Below are 14,244 nucleotides of genomic sequence, written 5' to 3'. Positions count from 1 at the left end.
ACTAAATTATTATAAAAATTATTAAAAAATTAAAGGTTATAATTAGTCAAAAATATTAAGTTTAAGGGAGGAATTCGTCATGGTAAAAATAGCTCTATTAACATGCGGAGCAGAATGGAGTGGAGTTTATAAAGAAATAGAAAAAGCTGCTCAATCAGTTGGTGGTGAATTAATTTTTCCTGAAGTAGATTTTAACTATATTGAAGAAGTTGAGGAAAGATTAGGATTTAAAGTAGCTTCTGCAAATCTAAAATTAATGTTTGCAAGGGCTATGTCTATTATTGAAGGCAATACTGATGCTGAGGCTGTGTTTGTTGCTACTTGTTTTAGATGTGCAGAAGGAGCATTAGTTAGGAATGAAGTTAGAAAACTTATTCAGCAAAATACCAATCTTCCAGTAGTTATGTATTCATTTACAGAAAGAACTAAGGCATCTGAGTTATTAACAAGAATGGAAGCATTAGTTACAATAGTTGAGAGAAAGGCATTGTTAGCAAGAAAGAAACAAGAAGGAATTAGTTTAGGAATTGATAGTGGTTCAACAACTACAAAAGCTGTTGTAATGATTGACGATGAAATTGCTGGAACTGGTTGGTTATATACAAAGGATGTTATAGGAACTGCTAAAGAAGCTGTTGATTTAGCCTTAAAAGAAGCAGGGATAACATTAGATGAAGTTGAAACTATTGGGACTACTGGTTATGGTAGATATACAGTTGGAAGATACTTTAAAGCAGATTTAATTCAAGAAGAGCTAACAGTTAATTCAAAAGGAGCAGCATATTTAGCAGATAGACAAGAGGGTGAAGCAACTGTTATAGATATTGGTGGAATGGACAACAAAGCTATCTCCCTATATGATGCTATTCCAGATGGATTTACAATGGGAGGTATTTGTGCAGGAGCAAGTGGTAGATTCTTTGAGCTAACAGCAAGAAGATTAGGAGTATCTCTCCAAGAGTTGGGAGAGTTAGCAGCAAAAGGAGATTGGAGAAAAATTAAAATGAACAGTTATTGTATTGTCTTTGGTATTCAGGATTTAGTTACAGCATTAGCAGAGGGAGCTAAACCAGAAGATGTAGCAGCTGCAGCTGCTCATTCAGTTGCAGAGCAAGTATTTGAGCAACAACTTCAAGAGGTTGATGTTAGAGACCCTGTTATATTAGTTGGGGGTAGTAGTTTATTGAAGGGATTGGTTTTAGCTATGGAAGAAGTTTTAGGTAGAGAGATAATAGTTCCAAGATACTCTCAAATGATTGGAGCTGTTGGAGCTGCTTTATTATCTTCTGGATTTAGACATAAAAAGATTAAATCCTAACTAATTCTTTATTTAATAGATAACAGATTAAAACACCAGAAATTATAGAAGAGCTTAAAATCATCCACATTATAACTATTTGTATCTCAGCAGCTTTTATGGGATTAGCTCCGGCTAAAATCATTCCTACCATAGCTCCTGGGATAAATATTATCCCTACTGATTTAGTTCTATTCATTTGTGGTATGATAGCTAATTTAACAGCTTTTTTTATGTAAGGTTTTAGAGCAATAAGTTCAGTAGCACCTAAGGCAAAGTATCCAAGTAATGTATTCTTATCATTTTTAATCATTTCAATGATGTTCTCTAATGTTAGTTGAGTAGTGTTCATAGTATTCCCAACAACCATTCCAGCTAAGGGAATTACATATTCTGGTTTCAACTCAATTACTCCAAAAATCAAAATAAACATTGTTATAGATGTTGTAACAATAAAAGTTAATAGTAAAGAAAGGAATAATTTTGTTTTACCTATTTTATCTATTTCTTTTGTAACTAAGTAAGAGGCCATAAAAATCATAAATGAAACAACAATAATTATTCCTAATACTCCAAAAGAGAAAATATAAAATAGAACATAACCTAAAAGAATCAGTTGTATTAAAGCTAAAATGCAAACAATAAAAATTTTTTTCTCTAAATTTAATTCTACAATATAGGATATAATAATTGATATTAAAACAAAAACAAATGCAATTATTAATTTTATCATCATCTATCACTTTAAATTTTAGTATTATAATAATATAACCTTATATAGTTGATAATTAATTTTAATTATATTTAATATGATATTATAAAATAATTTAAATTTTATGATAATAAAAAATAATACTTATTAAAAATTTTACTGAGGTTAATTATTACTATTTTATATAATAACAAAATTAATTTAAATGTATTATTTATTATTTTTTAGCTTTTTATTTTGATAAAAGTAACAATTTTTCTTACTAAATTTAATTATCTATTTAAATTGAATATTAACATAACTGAAATATTAAAATAAATTGGTAGTAAATAGTAATACCACAAAAAATTATGGTAAAGTAAAGTATTACAATTATAAAAATTAACTAATAGATTTATAAAATTAGATATTACTTATTAATACCGTTAAGTATATAATTTTTTAATGTTATTATTACATTCATGAAGTGGGAAATTACATTCAATAATAGGAGTTATATATGTAATAATTGTGGCTATTGTTGCTCATGTGAAAGTTGGAGGATATATTTAAATTATTTTGATTTGTTAAGATTAAAGGATTATAAAGATTATATAGAGAAGACTGAAAATAGCTTTTTTAGATATATGCTAAAAATTAATGAAAGTGGATGTTCTCTCTTAAAAAATAATCTTTGTAGAGTTCATTTAGAAAAAGGTTATGAATATAAGCCATTAATGTGTAAGATATTTCCATACAGTTTAATGGTTAAATGGGATGGAACTCCTTTATTGATAATTAAACACTACTGTAATGGAATAGTTAGAGAAAAACCTAACAAAAATGAGATAAAAAAAGTTAAAGAATATATTAAAGAGTTATATTTTGATAGTTTTGAAGAATTTTTAGAATTATACTCTGAGAAAAGTAGTAAGACAGAACTCTACAATGGAGAATTTATCAGCTGGGAAGAAAGAGAAGAATTAGGAAGGTATATATTCAATAGTAACAATTTTTCTGAAGTTTTAAATAAATGTTATGAAATTTTTGGTAAAAACTTTCAAAAAATTTACAATAAGTTTATATATTACTATGAGGATAGACTAATAAACAAAACAATATTAGTAGAATATTTAGGAGAAATCAATAAAAGAGAACATTTTAGAAAATTATCTTTATTTGATGAAGTTGTTAAAATATTAGATATTGGTATTTATATTTTAAAAAATTTTAAAAATCCTCTTGAAGGAGAGAAATATATGGATAAAAAGCTATTTTTATGCAAACAACTTAAATAGTGGGTGGATATGAAAAAATACCCAAGAATATCGTCATTAGAAGCTACGACTTATGTTTTAAGGGCTTACAGAATGCTATATGAAGGTAAGTTATTGGAAGCTTTATACTACATAAATGAAGCTTTAGAGTTGGAAGAAGATTTTAAATTAGCATTATTTCTAAAAGGATTAATACTACAAGCATTAGGGGAAATAGAAAAAGCTAAGGAATGCTTTGAGTTGTTATGTAAAGAATCTAAAAATCCTATTGATTGGATGTTTTTAGGACAATGTTATGCAATGTCTGGAGATTGTTCTTCAGCTCTTAAATGTTATGATAAGTCATTAGAGGTTAGTAGTAACTTCTTATCGGGGTATATCCTAAAGATACTATGTTTAGAAAATTTAGGGGAATATGAGAAGGTTTTAGATGAGATTGATAAATTATTAGTTAAAGCATCAAATTCTGTACCATTATATCTAAAAAAAGCTGAGATTTTAAAGAGAATGGGTAAATATGAAGATGCTTTAGATACTGTTAATAGAGGTCTAAAGATATATCCATATCATAAATCCTTATTGTTTTTAAAGGGATTATTATTATTCAGATTAGGCCATTTCAAAGAAAGTGCAGAAACATTTAAAACACTTATTGATAAATTAGGAGCATATTGGTTAGAGACATTAAAATATGGAGCAGAGGTTATGACAATTATTGGAGACTATGAAACTGCTGAGAAATATATAGATAGAGCTTTAAAAATTAGAGATGATGATATTGAGTTATTATATCAGAAAGGTATAATATTAATGTATAAGAATGAGTTAGAAGAAGCTTTAAAATACTTTAAAAAGATTCTGAAATTAGACCCTAATTATTTAAAGGCTATTTTAAGAATAGCAAATATCTATGAAAGATTAGGTAAATTAAATGAAGCAATAGAATATTACAATAAACTCAACAAATAACTTTTTTTGATGCATTATGGAATTCTTAAATTTTATTGAGGAGAGGTTTCCATATCCAAGTATTAGAGAACAGCAAAAAAGAATGATGTTGAAAATCTATTTTTCTATATTAAATAATAGAAATCTAATAATAGAAGCTCCTACTGGTGTGGGAAAAACATTAGGATATTTAATTCCTTCTATATATTTTGCTGAAAGAGGAAAGAGGGTAGCTATATTAACAGAGACAATAGACCAACAATTAAGAATATATGAAGAGCTCAACTCATTAAAACATAATTTAAAAGTTTCTTTTTTTATGGGAAAAGGTAACTATTTTTGTAAAGCTAAGGGAAGTAAAGCAAATAGAATATACTGCCAGCTAAATAGAAAATGTAAATTTAGACCAAATAAAAAGAAGATTTGTAGTATTTGCAACTCTCCAAAAAAAGAGATAAACTTAGGAGATAAAACTGTCTATTTATGTCCTCTCTGTTGTTGTGATTATCAACTCTCAAAAATTAACAGTATTTTTGCTGATATTGTTGTTATGAACAACCATATATTTTTCTATGCAAAAGAGGAATTAGAGAGTTTAAAAAAATTTGATGTTATTATTGTTGATGAAGCTCATAAGTTGGAGGATAGTATAAGGAGAGCCTATTCAATTGAGATAAATCCAAATAAAGTAATTAATAGATTAAAATATATGGCATATTATTATGCTCCAACAGCTTTTAAAAGAAGGTTAGATTTAGAGGATGAGAAGTTTTGGGAAATGATAGAGAGATATTTAAATAATATTGGATTGGATTATACATTAAAAAGAGATTTAGATAATTTTAATAAAAACTATATACTGGGAATAATATTTAATTGCTACACTCAAATTTTGGAGATAAAAAATAAAATATTAGAGTTAAATGAAAATGAAGAACTTCCTCCAATAAACTTCTATTTTGACTGTAAGGAGATTATAGATATTGAATTAGATTTTATAGAAAAGAAAAATTTAGACCCTGTTTTAGCAGAATTTATAGAAAATTTAGATTATTTAAAATTTGCAAATATAAATTTTGTAAGATATAGAAGTAAGGAGAGTTTAATATGTGAGCCAATATTTGTAAATTCTGCTTTAAAAGAACTTTATGGAGATAGTGTAGTTATTCATTGCTCTGCAACAATTGGAAATTTAAAGATGCATGCTATTAAAACTGGAATGGAGAATTCTGATTTTTTAGTTTTAGATAGCCCATTTCCAAAAGATAGGAAAATGATTATTGGACTGGAAGATGGAGTAAATATGAAATATGAACTAAAAAATAGAGATGAAGCAAATAAAAATCTAATAAAAATTATAGAGGCAATAAATGGAAATATATTGGTATTATTCAGAAGTTTTGAGGATTTAGATAACTTTTACAAATATTTAAAAAAAGAAATTAATAATTTAAATATAGAAAATAAGAATATACATGTTTATGAGCAGAGTATGGATGGAAAAGAAGCAAAAGAGCTAAAAGATAGATTTATAAGAGAAGGAGGAATTTTATTAGCTACTGGAAGATTTGCTGAAGGTGTAGATATTCCTGGAGAGGCATTAATTGGGGTTATTATAGATTCCTTACCATTTCCTATTCCTACTCCACTAATAATTAAAGAGCAAAAAATTTTAGAAGAAAAATATGGACAATGGAAAGCTTTTTTAATGACATCCTTTGACAGAATGGCAAGAACATTGATTCAAATGATAGGTAGGTTGATAAGGACTGAAAATGATTATGGAGTTGTAGTAATTCAAGATAAGAGATTTTCTGAATGGGTTGGAAGAACATTAAAAAAAGAAGGATATTTAAAAGATAACTACAAAATATTAAGTTTAGATGAATCTATAAGAGAAATAAAGAATTTTTTAAATAAATTTAGAGTGAAAGGATGAAATTAGCAATAGATGGAGTTTTTTATGTTAAAGAGGGCTTTAATTTTGAAAAAGTTTTAAAAGAGATATTAAAGATTTTAGGAGAAGATACAAAAATACTATCTGTTGAATATCCTGAATTAGCTTTAATATCTGAGTTTGGATATTATTATAGATGTGGTTTTATGTTTGATAAACCTCTCAAAGAAAAACCTTCTAAGGAAGAAATTGAGAATATTAAAAGAAAAATAGAGGAACTATTTAAGGATGAAATAATATACACTTTAACTTGTGAAGTTTTAGATTAATTTATTGACAGTGTGATTACGATAACCCGTTCTTTATTAGTTTTTTACTACTATGAACCTTTTTTCCGTTAATAGTCCTTGATTTAGTTTTATTTTTGTTGAAGTCCTTTTTAAACATATCTTCTATTTTAACTTCTTTTATTTTTTTAGTTTAATTATATCATTTTCTGAAATTTTATCTAATAATTTAAAAATTTAAATCTTTTTCAAAAGTATTAAAATGCATCAATTAATCAAAAGGTATAAATATTCATTACACAATATACACATAGAAATTTTATAAGGGGGAGTATGTTGAAAGCATGTGAATCAAAATTAGATGTAATAAAAAATTTTGTTCCGTCATGGTTTGCTGTAGTGATGGGAACTGGAATTTTAGCAATTGATAGCTTGCTCTACTCAGGTTATTTGCCAATTTTAAAGGATATAGCAGTTGGATTATTTTATTTTAATATTTTGTTGTTCTTTATCTTCTTAGTTCCATGGATTTTAAGATGGATTATGTTTAAAGAAAATGCCTTAGCTGATTTAAAGCATCCTGTATTAAGTGCATTTTATCCAACTATTGCTGTTGGATGTTTGGTTTTAGGGATAGATTTTATAAATATAGGGCATGATATGTTCTGGGGTGAAGTATTCTGGTCTCTTGGAGCTATAGGTATGTTTTTGTTTAGTTTGATAGTTCCGTTCTATATGTTTAAGTCTGAGAGCATAAAGTTAGACCATGTTAATCCCGGATGGTATATTCCACCAGTGGGGTTAATAGTTATACCAATTGCTGGGAGTTTGATAATGCCTCATCTAAGTGGTATCTGGCATGAATTAACAGTTCTTATTAATTATTTTGGTTGGGGTGCTGGATTCTTCTTATACTTAGCTTTATTGGCTGTTATAATTTATAGGTTTATATTGCATCATCCTTTACCATCAGCAATGGCTCCGACAGTATGGATTAACTTAGGGCCGATAGGAGCTGGAATCGTAGCTTTATTGAATATGGTTAATAACTCTTCATTTATAACAATAAAAGAGCCATTTTATATATTTTCATTTATATTCTGGGGGTTTGGATTGTGGTGGAGTTTGATGGCTATAATTATGACCCTATACTATGTTAAAAAACTAAAATTGCCTTATGCAATGTCATGGTGGGCGTTCATCTTTCCCTTGGGAGCTTATGTAGCTTCAACTCACTTAGTTTATAAAATATTTGGATTTCAGATAGTTGATTATATTGGATTTGCATTGTATTGGCTCTTGTTTTTCTTCTGGATTATAACTTTAATAAAAACAATTAGTAAGGTATATACTGGAGAGGTGTTTAAAGGACATTAAATAAGTTAAATTAATAATACTTAAATTAAATAAATTGTATATTTTTATTTTCTAAATATTTTTTCTCACATATTTACTGAAATTTATTTTTTATTATGTTTTTTCATAAAAATTAATTTTGAGGAGATATATCTATGAGATGTGCTAAATGTAAAGATAAGTTGTGTTATACTGGAAAAAATTGTAAAGAAGAAATAATCAAAAAGATTTTAGAGGAATACAATAAAAAGGAGAATTTAAAAATTGCTAAAATATCTTCATATATTGAAGCTAAATACTATATGAAAAAAACAAGGTTAGAGGAAATTATTGAATTTTGTGAGCTAATGGATTATAAAAGAATTGGTATAGCTTTTTGTATAGGTTTGGAAAATGAAGCAAAGATTTTGGATGAAATATTATCTCAATATTTTAAAGTTTTTTCTGTTTGTTGTAAGGTTTGTGGAATTGATAAAGACAAACTAAATTTAGATAAGATAAATCCAAAAAATAAAGAAGCTATGTGCAATCCAATAGGACAAGCAGAGATATTAAACAATCTAAAAACTGACTTAAATATATTGGTTGGTTTATGTATTGGGCATGATATTCTTTTTCAAAAATATTCAAAAGCTCCAACAACCACATTTATAGTTAAAGATAGAGTTTTATCTCATAATCCAGCAGGTGTTATTTATAGCAAATACTATTTAAAAAAATTAAAAAAGATGGAATAATGCTGTTTGAAACAACTTTATAGAAAAAATAAAAAATATAACTGCTGCTAATTTGTTAAATATTCTCAATATATTTATTTCTAAACTTATTTTGGAGGATAATATTGATGCTAATAAAAATGCTAAAGCAATTCCAATAAATAAACTAAATAAACAATTTATTAAATTTCCATTTATAAATGGTGTAATAATTATAGAGAAAAAAAGCATAGCTTTTGGATTACTTAAATTTAGCATAAGAGCTGATAAATAAATATTGTTTGAGTCTATTTTTTGAGAAATATCTGAAATGTCTTCTTTAAAAATTTTAAAAGCCAATATCATTAAATATATTCCTCCAAAAATACCAACTATTATTTGAAAAATATCCAATTTTCCAATATATCCTAAACCTAAATACACCAAAGAAAGATAAACAATATTTCCAGTTAAAATTCCTAAAACAGCTAATAATGATTTTTTTAATCCATATATTAATCCACATCTAATAACAAAAAATATATCTGGCCCAGGAGTTAAAGCAGCAATAAAACCAATTATAGCCACCAACATATACTCCATAATTATCCTTAAAAATAAAATGGTGGACTGGCCGGGATTTGAACCCGGGGCCTCCGCCCTGCCAAGGCGGCGCTCTCCCAGGCTGAGCTACCAGCCCACAAAAGAAACAAAATTATAATTTATTAAAAAGTTATTTAAAATTTTCTATTATAATTGCAAATATTGAAACATATAAAAATATTTTTACATTATATAAAAATAAATAATTTCTTATGCTTTATTTTGTTAAAGTTATTATTTATATTCTTTTATCCTAAATAAGTTTAAATATAAAATTATTGGCTCTAAAAAGGGATGAATATCTTTTTATATGGTTGATGATAAAATTATGTATGTGGTTTATAAAATATTAATTTAAATATTTGGTGATTTTAATGATTAGTTTAAAAGATGTTGAGAGTAAAGCAAACATTATAATAATTAAAAAAAATGGCATTAAAGAGAAGTTTAATATTAATAAGTTAGTTAAATCTCTTGTTAATTGTGGAGTTGAATATAAAGATTTAGATTATATTGTTAGTGAAGTCTTATCTAAAATTTACAATGGTATTACAACAGAGGAGATTAAAAATATAGTTTATAATACTTTAAAAAAGATTAATAAAGAACTTGCTGAAAAATACAATAATGAAATTATTTTAAAGGTTAGAACATCTGAGAAGGAATTTGAGCCATTTAATAAGGAAAAAATCTATAAATCATTAATAAAAGAAACTAACATACCAAAAGATATAGCTAAAAAGATAGCTGATGATGTTGAGAGAGAATTAAAAAAATTAAAAGTTAAGTATTTAACTGCTCCAATGATTAGGGAAATTGTTAATTATAAACTTATAGAGTATGGATATGAAGAAGAAAGACATAAATATACAAGAGTTGGACTGCCAATTTATGATATAACTAAACTTATAAAATCTGGAAGTAGAGAAAACGCTAATCTAATGTATAATCCTGAATCAATTCACAAATGGATAGCTGATGAAGTAATGAAACAATATGCTTTATTAGCTATATTCCCAAAATACATAGCAGATGCTCATTTAAAGGGAGATATCCATTTACATGATTTAGAATATGCTTATTCAAGACCTGTCTGTTTGCAACATGATTTAAGACCTTTCTTTAAGTATGGATTAAAAGTAGATGGACATGGACAACATACTTGTGTTTCAAAACCAGCAAAACATCCAGAAGTGGCTATACAACATGCAGCTAAGGTTATGATGGCTGCCCAAACAAACATGAGTGGTGGGCAAAGTATAGATGAATTTAATATTTGGTTGGCTCCTTATGTCAAAGGTTTAGATTATAAAAGAATAAAACAACTTATGCAGATGTTTATATATGAAATGAATCAGATGTATGTTAGTAGAGGAGGACAGTGTGTTTTCTCCTCAATAAATTTAGAATTAGAGATTCCTAACTATCTAAAAGATAAACCTGCTATAATAGCAGGAACTGAAAGAGGGACTTATGAAGAGTATGAAGAAGAAGCAAAGCTTATTTTAGAGGCATTAGTTGATGTTATGATGGAAGGAGATGCAATGGGAAAACCTTTTATTTTCCCAAACTTTATAATTAAACTGAGAGAAAAAGCATTTAAAGATGAAAATAAAGAATTAATGGAAAAAATCCATAAATTATCTGCTAAATATGGTATTCCTTACTTTATAAATATGTTCCCAGATTGGCAGGGAGAGAATACTAATTCAATGGGTTGTAGAACAAGATTATCAAACAATTGGACAGGAAATCCAGAAGTAGATACTCTAAGAACTGGAAATATGCAGTGGTACACTGTAAATCTCCCAAGAATTGCCTATGAAGCAAGAGGAGATGATAATAAGCTCTTTGAAATTCTAAGAGAAAGATTAGAAGTATTAAAAGAGGCTTTATTAATTAAGCACAATATAACATTAGAAAGATTATATGAAGATAAAATGCTACCCTTCTTAACTCAGAAGTTTGATGGAGAAGATTATTACAGATATGAGAATACAACCAAAACCTTTGGATTTGTTGGATTAAATGAAATGTTAAAGTTCCATATTGGGAAAGAGTTGCATGAAGATAAAGAAGCTGTCAGGTTTGGTGAGAAAGTTATTTCATTTATGAGAGATTATGCTGATGAATTAAAAAGTGAGACTGGATTAAGATGGACAATAACTCAAACTCCTGCTGAGAGTTGTGCTGGAAGATTTGCAAGATTGGACTATAAACACTACAAAGAAGAAACTCTATCAGTTGTTAGAGGTAATCCAGATGAGCCAAGTAGTTTATATTACACAAATTCCTCACATGTTAGAGTAGATGCTCCAATATCTATTGGAGAAAAAGTTAGAATTGAAGAAGTGTTCCATCCTATTTGTAATGGAGGGCACATCTTACATATATGGAATATGGAAAAAGCTTCAGACCCAGAGGTTTTATATGAATTAACAAAGAAAATAACTAAAACAAATATAGGATATTGGACATATACAAAAAATCTAAGTATATGTAATGATTGTAGATATGGAACAGGAGGATTATTAAATAGATGTCCTAACTGTTCATCTAACAATATAGCAAAGTTTAGTAGAATAACTGGATATCTACAAAATATCTCCAACTGGAATAGAGCAAAAATAGAAGAGTTAAAAGATAGAAGATTTTTAAAACCTTAATTACCTAACTTGTTATATCTATTTTTACAGTTGTATCATTTATTTTTGTGATAACAAAGTTTAATATTCTTGGTTCATTAACAACATAAGGATTTTCTGATAGTTCAACATTAACAGAGCAATTTGTTGAGATAGTATATTTTAAAGTATCATTTCTAAAATATAATAGCTCTTTTCCTTTACTTTCAATATATCCAGGAGGACATCTTACTTTTATTGATATAGTTGTATTAACATCTGCTGATGAAACTAACTCAACTCCATTCTTTATCTTAGATAGTGCTGCATTGGACATACCCATAACTGATATCTTAGAAACCTTATTTAATCCATAAATCCCTATATATCCAGAAGTTAGTAATATAATTACTAAAAAAGCTAATATAAGTATAGAAAGTTCTAAGGAAAGTTGTGCTCTCATAATTATCACTTAAATAATATTTGGAAATTTAGGTTTTGGTGCTTTCCAATAGACAGTATAGTAAAAATCAATTGGTTTTAGTGTTGTAGTAGTAAAGGCAACTGCTGGGTAGTATAAATTTATATCTTCATTAGCTTCATCATCTAACAATAAGCTTCCACTGTCTAACCAATCATCATTATTTTCATTATATATATTATATATATTGTTATATTTTGATTCTATAAATCTATTATACCAATCATAATAATTTATCCATATATCTGGTGTGTTTGATGGAGTGGATGTATATATCTCAGAGTAGTCATTTAAAATTATTGGAGCTGGAATAATTAAGCTAACACCTTCTATATTAATTGAATTATTGTCATAAACATTAAACAACTTATAAGAAACAGTATTTTCATTAAATCTCAAAGTACAAAAAACTGTTAATTTAAAGTTATCTAACTTTATATTGTCAATATTTTTATTTGAAAATAATTTGTTCAAATCAATGACTTCATATTTGTCCAAAACTGCTGGACCTAATACTCTAAAAGTATTTTCATTGTTATAGTTAAAATTTAGATTTAAAGTATAGTTTGTTCTGAATATTAGCTTAGCTGTTGTATATGGTGGCAGCCAAAAACCATATTTTCCATTAAATTTAACTATTTTATCTGGTTTGTATATATATATTATTGTTGTATTTGGATACTCAACATTAATTTCAACAACATCAACATTTGGAATTGGCAAAGATTTCACATAACTATAGTCCATACTTTCATTGTTCTCTATAATTGGTATAGCTATAAAGACAGGATAGGGATTTAAATTAGTTATATCTCCTGATATTGTATAATCAATATCCAAATAACCAAAATCTTCTGAATTAACAAAAGTTAAAGAAAAAAAGATAAGTAATATCATTAATTTTTTCATAGCTACTCACTTTCAGGTTTTATTATGTATAAATTATCTGATGGTATTTTTAGAATATTGTTTATTTCATCATTAGGTACTGAAACTATCAATAAATACTCAGTATCTTTGTTAAATAGTTGTGTGCTTTCTGAAATCCTATTTAATCTATATCCATAATCTCTTAATTTTGATATTACTAAATTGTAATTAACTTTCCCAATTATTGCTGCTTGTAAGATATTATCTAAATTATTCAATGAATAAGATATTTGCTCATTTTTACTTTGTGAGTTTAATGTAGTTCCATCATAATTAACCTCTGAAGATACTGATTTTGATTCACTGTATGATATTGATTTAGGAGTTACTACAAAAGCTTCTTTAACAAATCCATAAATTGTAGTGTTTTTATTGTTTTTATCTACAATAATTATTTTTTCTCCATCTTTTGGCAATAAACCACATTTGTCTGCTTTAATTAATAAAGGAATTTCAACCAATGTTACTTTATATACTTTTATTGACTTTAATGTCTCTAAACCATAAGTATTTAGCACACTAATAAATTCATTATAGGTATATAACTCTTTAATACCATTAATATCAACTCTTACATACTTAGCTCCAGAAACTTGATTTTTTAAATCATTTATATAATATGTTTTTGCATCATTATACATCTCATTTATATATCTTTCAAATATCTTACTTGCTTCTTCAGATGTTTGAGCATTTTGTATTTTTATTATTACTTCTTGAGCTAATGGACTAATTTGGTAATACTTACCATAAATATTTTTTATATTATTAATTAACTTTTCTTTTAGTTGTTTAAGCTCAACATATTTTTTAGCTTCATCAATAATTTTATTAATTTCATCAACAGATTTAGCACTGTCTATTTTACTTAAAAATACATTTTTCATTGGGTCATTTGGGAAATTTTTAAAAAGATTATTTATAGTTTGTTTAGCAGATTCTTTAGCTTTATTTAAAGTTTCAATTTCTAACTTTAATTTAGTTTCTTTCTCCAACTGGATAGTTTTAATTATGTCAGGAACAATTATGGCCAAAACACCAGCAACAATAATAACAACAAGAACAAATATTAACAGTTTAATATTACTTTTTGGTCTTCTTCCTTTACTTTTTTCTTTTAGAGATTTAATCTTTGAAATATCAACCATAAATACCTCC

At 26.7% G+C, this 14,244-nt stretch carries 13 protein-coding genes and 1 tRNA gene; 8 read left to right on the top strand and 6 right to left on the bottom strand.

Translation table 11 applies throughout. The annotated features are described in order from the left end of the window. Window positions 1-79: 79 nt before the first annotated feature. Entirely contained in the window at window positions 80-1,318 is a 1,239-nt protein-coding gene (locus ACPB8Q_RS03300; protein WP_423793250.1) for a methanogenesis marker 15 protein, read from the top strand. Here ACPB8Q_RS03300 and ACPB8Q_RS03295 read toward each other — a convergent pair. Continuing rightward, window positions 1,308-2,030, bottom strand: a complete 723-nt coding sequence (locus tag ACPB8Q_RS03295) for an ABC transporter permease (protein ID WP_423793249.1) — start codon at window positions 2,028-2,030, stop codon at window positions 1,308-1,310. The genes ACPB8Q_RS03300 and ACPB8Q_RS03295 overlap by 11 nt on opposite strands. A 440-nt stretch (window positions 2,031-2,470) precedes the next feature. Here ACPB8Q_RS03295 and ACPB8Q_RS03290 point away from each other — a divergent pair, with 440 nt between their 5' ends. From ACPB8Q_RS03290 to ACPB8Q_RS03265, 6 genes are all read left to right on the top strand, one after another. Next, window positions 2,471-3,286 carry a YkgJ family cysteine cluster protein gene (locus ACPB8Q_RS03290; RefSeq protein WP_423793248.1) on the top strand — a complete coding sequence of 272 codons (816 nt, stop codon included), beginning with the start codon at window positions 2,471-2,473 and terminating at the stop codon, window positions 3,284-3,286. 9 nt (window positions 3,287-3,295) lie between these two features. After that, the gene (locus tag ACPB8Q_RS03285; RefSeq protein ID WP_423793247.1) at window positions 3,296-4,234 is read left to right on the top strand and encodes a tetratricopeptide repeat protein; all 939 of its coding nucleotides are present in this window, start codon (window positions 3,296-3,298) and stop codon (window positions 4,232-4,234) included. Between the two features lie 16 nt (window positions 4,235-4,250). Continuing rightward, window positions 4,251-6,152: an ATP-dependent DNA helicase gene (locus tag ACPB8Q_RS03280; RefSeq protein WP_423793246.1), complete on the top strand. Its 1,902-nt coding sequence runs from the start codon at window positions 4,251-4,253 to the stop codon at window positions 6,150-6,152. Then, complete coding sequence (locus tag ACPB8Q_RS03275) at window positions 6,149-6,439, top strand: hypothetical protein (protein WP_423793245.1); 291 nt, start codon at window positions 6,149-6,151, stop codon at window positions 6,437-6,439. The genes ACPB8Q_RS03280 and ACPB8Q_RS03275 overlap by 4 nt, the downstream gene beginning before the upstream one ends. 291 nt (window positions 6,440-6,730) lie before the next feature. Continuing rightward, a complete protein-coding gene (tdt, locus tag ACPB8Q_RS03270) occupies window positions 6,731-7,774 on the top strand; it encodes a tellurite-resistance/dicarboxylate transporter (RefSeq protein ID WP_423793244.1) in 1,044 nt (347 codons plus the stop codon). Window positions 7,775-7,908: 134 nt separating this feature from the next. Next, entirely contained in the window at window positions 7,909-8,490 is a 582-nt protein-coding gene (locus ACPB8Q_RS03265) for a DUF1847 domain-containing protein (protein ID WP_423793243.1), read from the top strand. Here ACPB8Q_RS03265 and ACPB8Q_RS03260 read toward each other — a convergent pair. Both ACPB8Q_RS03260 and ACPB8Q_RS03255 read right to left on the bottom strand, forming a co-directional pair. After that, window positions 8,473-9,051, bottom strand: a complete 579-nt coding sequence (locus ACPB8Q_RS03260) for a LysE family translocator (protein ID WP_423793242.1) — start codon at window positions 9,049-9,051, stop codon at window positions 8,473-8,475. The two genes, ACPB8Q_RS03265 and ACPB8Q_RS03260, sit on opposite strands and share 18 nt — an antisense overlap. A gap of 20 nt (window positions 9,052-9,071) precedes the next feature. Beyond that, window positions 9,072-9,148 (bottom strand) — tRNA-Ala (locus ACPB8Q_RS03255). A 277-nt stretch (window positions 9,149-9,425) separates the two neighbouring features. Here ACPB8Q_RS03255 and nrdD point away from each other — a divergent pair. Then, window positions 9,426-11,717, top strand: coding sequence for an anaerobic ribonucleoside-triphosphate reductase (nrdD, locus tag ACPB8Q_RS03250; protein ID WP_423793241.1), 2,292 nt, complete (start codon window positions 9,426-9,428; stop codon window positions 11,715-11,717). Between the two features lie 4 nt (window positions 11,718-11,721). Here nrdD and ACPB8Q_RS03245 read toward each other — a convergent pair whose 3' ends face one another. From ACPB8Q_RS03245 to ACPB8Q_RS03235, 3 genes are read right to left on the bottom strand one after another with little or no spacing between them, the layout of a single operon-like run. Next, window positions 11,722-12,138, bottom strand: coding sequence for a class III signal peptide-containing protein (locus ACPB8Q_RS03245; RefSeq protein WP_423793240.1), 417 nt, complete (start codon window positions 12,136-12,138; stop codon window positions 11,722-11,724). Window positions 12,139-12,147: 9 nt separating this feature from the next. After that, window positions 12,148-13,065 carry a hypothetical protein gene (locus ACPB8Q_RS03240; protein ID WP_423793239.1) on the bottom strand — a complete coding sequence of 306 codons (918 nt, stop codon included), beginning with the start codon at window positions 13,063-13,065 and terminating at the stop codon, window positions 12,148-12,150. Window positions 13,066-13,067: 2 nt separating this feature from the next. Next, window positions 13,068-14,234 (bottom strand): DUF515 domain-containing protein, encoded by a 1,167-nt coding sequence (locus ACPB8Q_RS03235; protein ID WP_423793238.1) that lies wholly within the window; start codon window positions 14,232-14,234, stop codon window positions 13,068-13,070. Window positions 14,235-14,244 lie beyond the last annotated feature (10 nt).

The sequence above is a fragment of the Methanocaldococcus indicus genome (assembly GCF_049554935.1).
Taxonomy (GTDB): Archaea; AGJL01; Methanococci; order Methanococcales; family Methanocaldococcaceae; genus Methanocaldococcus; species Methanocaldococcus indicus.
The sequence above is the reverse complement of the archived record's forward strand: the minus strand, read 5'-3'. Positions and strand labels throughout refer to the sequence as shown.